The organism is Flavivirga aquimarina (assembly GCF_030540835.1).
GTDB lineage: Bacteria > Bacteroidota > Bacteroidia > Flavobacteriales > Flavobacteriaceae > Flavivirga > Flavivirga aquimarina.
Map to the genome: position 1 here is coordinate 1 of NZ_JAUOEK010000043.1, position 7301 is coordinate 7301.

Sequence of the window (7301 nt, forward strand, 5' to 3'; positions counted from 1 at the left end):
TTTCTATTTCGCTCATATTTCAATATAAAACATGTGCTCAGCTTGACTGGGTATAAAACCATAACTAAGGCTATGATTGAATTTTCTATCTTATCTGAACAAAATATAATTCAAATTATTTATAGCTCATTTTAAATAATAATTGGTATAATTCACAAATAGTATTTGGTTAGCAAAACATTTTAGTGTTAATCAGAAAACAGTTTGATCTTTCCAATTAGTGATAAAAAGTAGTAAAAAATATACTCTAAAAGAAGAAGTATTATAACACACAATTATTTTAATAAACGTATCATTCGTTTTTTTTGTAGGTAAATACCCTTAAAAAGAGGTTTTAGCCTTAATAATTGACCAGTTTGTGAGGTCGATTGACCAATTTGTGAACTTTTGATTTCATTATTTTGTCCTAGGCTTATAACAATTATTGAACGGTCGATAGAGATTATAATCTATACGACTTAAATAAGTAGCCCTATTTCTAATTATTCGTTCATTTATAACTATGTATTTATCAGTTTTTTTAATTATACCTGTCTAGTGTTTTTTAGTTAGAACCATTAGCCAAAAATTTAAAGCCCCAAATTAAGTTTTTTATATGAGAAAATATGCCCTTACTAACCTACTTAAAGTTACCTTTTATATTTTATTTTTGTTAATTAATTCGATTGCTACTGCACAAGTCATGGAAGTGCAAGTTATTGGAGGGAATACGATTTCTAGTGGTTCTATAGTTACAATTAATGCAGGTAATAGTTTAGATTTTAGAATAACAAATATAGAAACTGGAAATTGTGACGCACTAAGAGTGCGTGATGTACAAGTGTCAAATACAGCAGATTTTGATGGTGGACTGAACAATGTTAATGGGGGAATTAAACCAGCACTTTGTAATTTGAATGGTAATCAACAACGTTACCAGCTAGATTTTGAGGTGGAAAATATTAATTCTAATTGTACCACTACAAGCAGAACATTAGTTACTATACGTGTTCGTGATCAAGCAGATTTCGTTTTTATTTTAGAGGTAAATACGGCACCCAAAATATATATAGTAGGAAGTAATAATGGAGATGTAAACCATGGCGATATTACAACTTCAGATACCAATGGGACTTCTTTTGGAGTTGTAGAAGAAGGAACATCTGTTACAAGAACATATACTATTACTAATATAGGGAGCTGTCCTTTGGATGTAACATCGGTTTCCAGTTCTAATAGTGATTTTGCAGCGTCTGGTTCGCTACCTGCAACAATTCAACCCAATGATACTGTAGCTATTTTAGTTACGTTCACTGCGCCAATGGGAGGGGTTGGAACACAAACATCTATTATAAGTATAAGTAACTCTGATAATACAACATTTAGGTTTACTGTGGGTGCCGAAATGTTTAACGAAAATATTCCTGGTCCAGGAGGTGTTACTGCAAGCTTTAAGTTGTGGTTAAAATCTACTAGAGGTATCATTGAAGCGGGTTCTAAAGTTTCAGAATGGCAGGATTTAGGAACCAATGATAAGGATGCTATTCAGACTGACCAAGCAAAACAGCCAACATATTTAGATACCGCTACAGATAATATTAATTTTAACCCAGTTATTAAATTTGAAAACGATGGGGCTTCCTTAGAACAGTATTTGTATAACGATACGAATGGTTTTTATACACAGGACATTTTTATTGTTATGACTCCTGATGTTTCTATGTCGAAATCGTCGTTAAGAAACACCATTTTTTCTGGAGTTTCAACGGGAAATATAGGAGATATTACAGGGATAGGGTTTGGAGATTATACCACAAAAGTTACTGATGAAGCTTTGACATGTTTTATAGGTGATGAAGACATTTATGAAATTACCGGAGGTTATGGTACATTTTCAGAAGCAGGAATAATAAATTTTAAAAATAATACGGTCATTCCTCCAACCCATGAAAGTGCTTTATATAATGCTTCTGGTTTAGCAACACAAGGGAGCTCAATAGGTCCTTTTACAAATGTAGATGGGTCTCCATATTGGATTGGTGGAAATATTGATAGACAAGGCAGTTTAAATGGACGTATTGCCGAGATTTTTACGTTTTCTGAGCTTCTAGATGCTGATGATAGACAAAAAGTAGAATCGTATTTGGGAATAAAATATGGTATTACTTTAGGCAGCCGTTCTAGCAATGAGGCCATTAAAAATTATGTCAACTCGTTTGGTACAACAATATGGGATGCTACAGCTAATAGTGGATTTAATTATTTTGTAGCTGGGATTGGTAGAGATTCTAATTCCGATTTAAATCAAAAACAATCAAAATCTTTACACAATGGATTTGAAGTAACCATTGGTTTAGGAGGTATATATGAAACTAACAGTGCAAATAATAACGAGTTTGCAAAAGATGGCGATTTTTTAGTTTGGGGAAATAATAAAGGTGCCTTTTCGGGGACTAATACTAATATTGTAACAATAAGCTCTGGAGTTACTACATCTTTAACTCGTATTAATAGAAAATGGAAAATAGTTGAGTCTAATGAAGATGTAGATGGGGATGTGGAAACAGTGAAGATATCTATTTTATCAATTGTACTTAACTCATTCTTTACTAAGTTGGAAACCGAAGAATATGTTTTAATCGTAGCAGATGATCCTAATTTTACAGATGGGAGCATTATTGATGTTTTACCACTTACGTTTGATGGAAACTCTAATTTTGAAACATGGTATGATTTTGATGGGATAAAGTATTTTACTTTCGGTAAAGCAGCTAATTTAACAGAAAATCATGCTATAAATATAGCTTCGGGGGATTACTTAGTTGGAGAACGTAGTGTTAATTTGGAAGGGAACTCATTTTCAATTTCTGCTTGGATTAATTGTGCTGCTAATGTAAGTCATAGAACTATTATGGCAAAAGGGGAAAAGTTTCAAATACGATTAAATACCTCTGGAAATGTTGAGGTATTAGTAGATGATACAACTCCAAAATACACATCGAATATGGATGTTGATGATGGTAAATGGCATCATATAACATTTATATATGATAGTGGAACCATATTGTTATATGTAGATGGGATTTTAGATAAATCGGTACAGAATGTTGTAAGCCCATCTCCAAATGCCAATCATTATGCCATAGGTGCTATTTATATTGATAAAAATACTATTATTAACCCGCTTTTAGGAGAAATTGATGAGGTTTGTATTTGGGACATCGTGCTTTCTCAAGATCAAATAAGATATTTGATGAACCAGGAAATGGAGCAATTTAATAGTAACGGAACCAATTATATAAATGGTAAAGTAATACCTCAGGCTATTTTAAAAAATGAGATAGCTAATTTACCGTGGACTAGTTTAAGGGCGTATTATGATTTTAATTCATTATATGGCACATCTGTTAAAGATTTATCAGGTAATCAGCTTTTTTTACGTTTAAACTGTTTAAACAAAGATAAATCAATAGTAGGAGAGCAAACGGCTCCATTACCGTATACTTCAGCAACTAATGGAACGTGGGATTCCAGTGCTACTTGGAGTTATGGCACAGACCAGATGTTACCAAACTCATTGGGCTTAGATGGTGTAACGATGATAGATTGGAATATTGTTAAACCATTGCATGATATTACTTCAGGAAACAGAAATATTTCGCTCTTAGGATTAATAAGTAATTCAGGCACTTTAACAATAGCAAACCCTAATGATGCTCAAGATGAAACAAATTCAGGACAGGGACTCGTTATCTCACATTATTTAGAATTAGATGGTGTTATAGATTTAGTGGGGGAGTCTCAATTAATACAAACAGAGGGTAGTATTGTTGATGCCGATAGTGGAGGCTATATTGAAAGAGACCAACAAGGTACTGCAAATTCGTATAATTACAATTTTTGGTCATCTTCGGTTAGTACAATAACTGGTAACTCAACTACAAGAGGAACGGGACTTCCTAAGACCAATTCTAATTATTCAGTATCAGATATTTTAAATGATGGTACCACGTCGTCGTCATATAAAAATATAACTTTTATGTCGTCTCCTTTCGCAGCAGATGGAGCTCCAACAGATCCTATAACAATTAGTACCCATTGGCTAACGAAATTTTATGGAGTTTTCGACGACCATTATGCTTGGGAATATATAGACGAAACACATATCCTGTTGCCAGGAGAGGGCTTTACTATGAAAGGAACTTCTGGCTCGGTCTCAATTGCAACACAGCAAAATTACGTGTTTGAAGGAGTTCCAAATAATGGAGATATAACGTTAAACTTTGATAAAATCTCGGGAGATATAAGGCGATTAATAGGGAATCCATATCCTTCAGCTATAGATGCCACAGAATTTATATTAGATAATATGAGTACAACCGTTGGAGGTAACAATGCTACAGGGACTATATTTAATGGTGCTTTATATTTTTGGGATCATTTTGGAGAAGAAAACTCACATCATTTATCAGATTATGTAGGTGGGTATGCTACGAGAAATATAGTAGGAGGTGCAGTTGCTATTTCAAATGATTATAGAATTAATGATAATCAAGCTAAGGGAACAAAAACTCCAGGAAGATTCATTCCTGTAAATCAAGGATTCTTTGTATATACAACCACTGGAGGTTTTCAAGATGGAAATGGAAATCCTTTAGTAACTATTGATAAAGGTGATATTATTTTTAAAAATAGTCAGCGCATTTTTGCTAAAGAAGATGGTTCGACATCTTTATTTATAAAACCTTCAAAAGGTAAAAAGAACGAAAGTCTTAGCTATAGTGAAGAAAATAACACACCAACAATACGCTTAATGTATAATTCACCTTTAGGATATCATAGGCAAATCGTTTTAGGGGAAAATAAAAACGCTTCAAACAAGTTTGATTTGGGGTATGATGCATTTATGATTGATGTAAATCAAGAAGATATGTACTGGACTTTTAGTAATAATAAGTTTGTAATTCAAGGTGTAGACCGTATTGATGAAACACAAGAATTTTCACTAGGACTTCTTGTTAAGAAATCGGGTTTAATAACTATAGAACTTGATGCTGTTGAAAATGTAGATTCAAGTTTGAAATTGTACATAAAAGATACAAACACAAATATTATATATCCAATTGATGAGAACTCACCGTTCGAAACGTATTTAGAAGCTGGTAGCTACGATGACAGATTTAAATTAGTTTTTCAATCTGCTCAAGGTCAATTGTCAGTAGACGGATATGATACTGTTTCTAATAATTTAATCAGCTATTTTGATTCAGAATCATCAGAAATACGTATAATCAACAGAACGGCAATTAAAATTTTAGATGTTTCCATATATAATATTCTAGGTCAAAACATTAAAACTGTAACATTGAATAGTTTGGAAGATGTTTCTATACCTATAAATACAAGTGAAAGTGTTTATGTTATGAAGATTAGTACAGAAAAAGGTATCGTAAACAAAAAAATTGTTCTTGATTAGTAGTATTATAAGCTGAGTTATTCCTCAATTGGGATTTTTATGGTTTTTTCAATGCTAGTAGTTTAGATTTCTTTTTTTGCAAATACTCCTTTTCCAGTGTATTTGTTACAGCATGTAGTGCATAATTAATTTGTTCTATAGCTTTTTCAATCTTGTTTTTAGCATGATAATAATCAGATAAGGTAGCAAAATAAAGGTAAGAACGTTGCTCAAAATAATCGGGCTTAAGTTGGTCGAGATAACGTTTTGCCATACTATAATTTTTGCTTTGTAAACAAACAACAGCCATCGTTAACAGGTTGGTGGGCATGGGCTGTAATGTGTTTAAGCATTGGTACCAGTATAATATTTTGTCCCAATTAGTGTTTTCGAAACGCGTTGCACGTAAATGTTCTGCAGCTATAGCAGCTTCGTAATGGTAACATGAAAACTCATCGGTATCTACGGCTTTAGTCATCATGGCATTGCCTAGTTCTATTAAGGGGAAGAACCAGAGGCTTCTGTCTTGATTTTTTAAGTCTAGAAGTTCGTTTTCTGTATTTGTTTTTGTGTCTAATCGAGCTGAATGGAAACACATGAGGGCACATAAAGCATAAACTTCAGGAGTGCGTGTAAGTTCATTTTTTAGCAGCATTTGAGTTAACCTGATAGCCTCTCCACATAACTCTTTTCGTATTAATGTATCTTTTTTATTAGAATGAAATCCCTCATTAAAAATAAGGTAAAGTACCTCCATAACACTTTCTAATCGTTGAGGTAAGGCTTTACCCTGTGGAATTTTAAATTTTAGCTTTGATTGTTGGATAGATTTTCGTGCACGAACAAGGCGTTTTTTTATAGTGTCCTCTTTAGCTAATAAAGCAGATGCTATTTCTTTAATACTAAACCCTGAAACTGTTTTTAAAGCAAATGAAATACGGTCTCTGGAATCTAAATTAGGGTGACACGCAGTAAAAATCATCCTGAGTTGTGCATCTTCAATTTCGTTGTCTAAGAAGAGTTCATTTATAGCAATAGTATTTGTTCCTTGATTGATGTTAGGAAGATGTTTTTGCTCAGTTTTTAGTTTCCTAAAAATATCTAAAACACGATTCTTTGCTGCTTGAGTTAACCAAGCCTCGGGGTTATCTGGTTGTTTGGCTCTCCAACTTAGGCTGGCTTTTATAAAAGTATCTTGAACAGCATCTTCAATGATTTCAAGATAAGAGAGTCCAAAAATTCGCGTTAAAACGGAAACCATCTTTCCACTGTGGTAGCGGAATAGATGGTCTATAAGTTTTGTTTCCATTAACGGTCAAAAACCATGATTTCACGAATTTCTACAGTGCCACCAAGATCGTAATCTGGATAGTCCTCAGCAATTTTTTCAACGGCATCAAAATCGGTAGTTTCAACAATATAATAACCACCAACAATTTCTTTTACTTCGGCAGAAGTAAGATCTGTTACGGTTCTATTTTTACCTACAACACGCCTTATTTGTGGTGTTAATGCATTTCCACCACGAAGAATACCGGCTTTTTCCATTTTGTCGTTCCAAGAAAACCATTTACCCATTCTTCCTTGTAGTTCTTCAGGAGAAAGTCCAAGATCTGTGTAATCAGCTCCAACAAAAATCATCATAAATTCTTTCATAATTATATATATTTTAAAGTTTATATAGTTAAGACGTTTGCTAAATTAAAAAAGGGGACACAGTTTTCAAATTTAATCGAAAAGAATTCCTCGAGGCTCTGCCTCGGGGTTTCCGTTGAAATTGTCATTCCCGTGAAAACGGGAATCTAAATACAGAATTTCGGTTTTTGACCTTTTTAGGTCAAAATGAAACCAGCGAAATACCTCTATG

3 protein-coding genes are annotated in these 7301 nt (G+C 33.3%); 1 reads left to right on the forward strand and 2 read right to left on the reverse strand.

Annotation, left to right across the window (positions count from 1 at the left end):
* Positions 1–595: 595 nt before the first annotated feature.
* The gene (locus tag Q4Q35_RS02195) at positions 596–5455 is read left to right on the forward strand and encodes a DUF8202 domain-containing protein (RefSeq protein ID WP_303276285.1); all 4860 of its coding nucleotides are present in this window, start codon (positions 596–598) and stop codon (positions 5453–5455) included.
* Positions 5456–5492: 37 nt separating this feature from the next.
* Here the strand turns inward: Q4Q35_RS02195 and Q4Q35_RS02200 are convergent, their stop codons facing one another.
* Together Q4Q35_RS02200 and Q4Q35_RS02205 are read right to left on the reverse strand one after the other, a co-directional pair.
* Entirely contained in the window at positions 5493–6743 is a 1251-nt protein-coding gene (locus tag Q4Q35_RS02200) for an RNA polymerase sigma factor (protein ID WP_303276286.1), read from the reverse strand.
* Positions 6743–7090 carry a YciI family protein gene (locus tag Q4Q35_RS02205; protein WP_303276287.1) on the reverse strand — a complete coding sequence of 116 codons (348 nt, stop codon included), beginning with the start codon at positions 7088–7090 and terminating at the stop codon, positions 6743–6745. Before Q4Q35_RS02205 ends, Q4Q35_RS02200 begins: the two co-directional genes overlap by 1 nt.
* Positions 7091–7301: the final 211 nt, after the last annotated feature.

What these genes read in the sequence shown, in the direction of transcription:
- Q4Q35_RS02195 (WP_303276285.1), top strand. Translation starts at nt 596, where the DNA reads ATGAGAAAATATGCCCTTACTAACCTACTTAAAGTTACCTTTTATATT.
- Q4Q35_RS02200 (WP_303276286.1), bottom strand. Translation starts at nt 6,743, where the DNA reads ATGGAAACAAAACTTATAGACCATCTATTCCGCTACCACAGTGGAAAG.
- Q4Q35_RS02205 (WP_303276287.1), bottom strand. Translation starts at nt 7,090, where the DNA reads ATGAAAGAATTTATGATGATTTTTGTTGGAGCTGATTACACAGATCTT.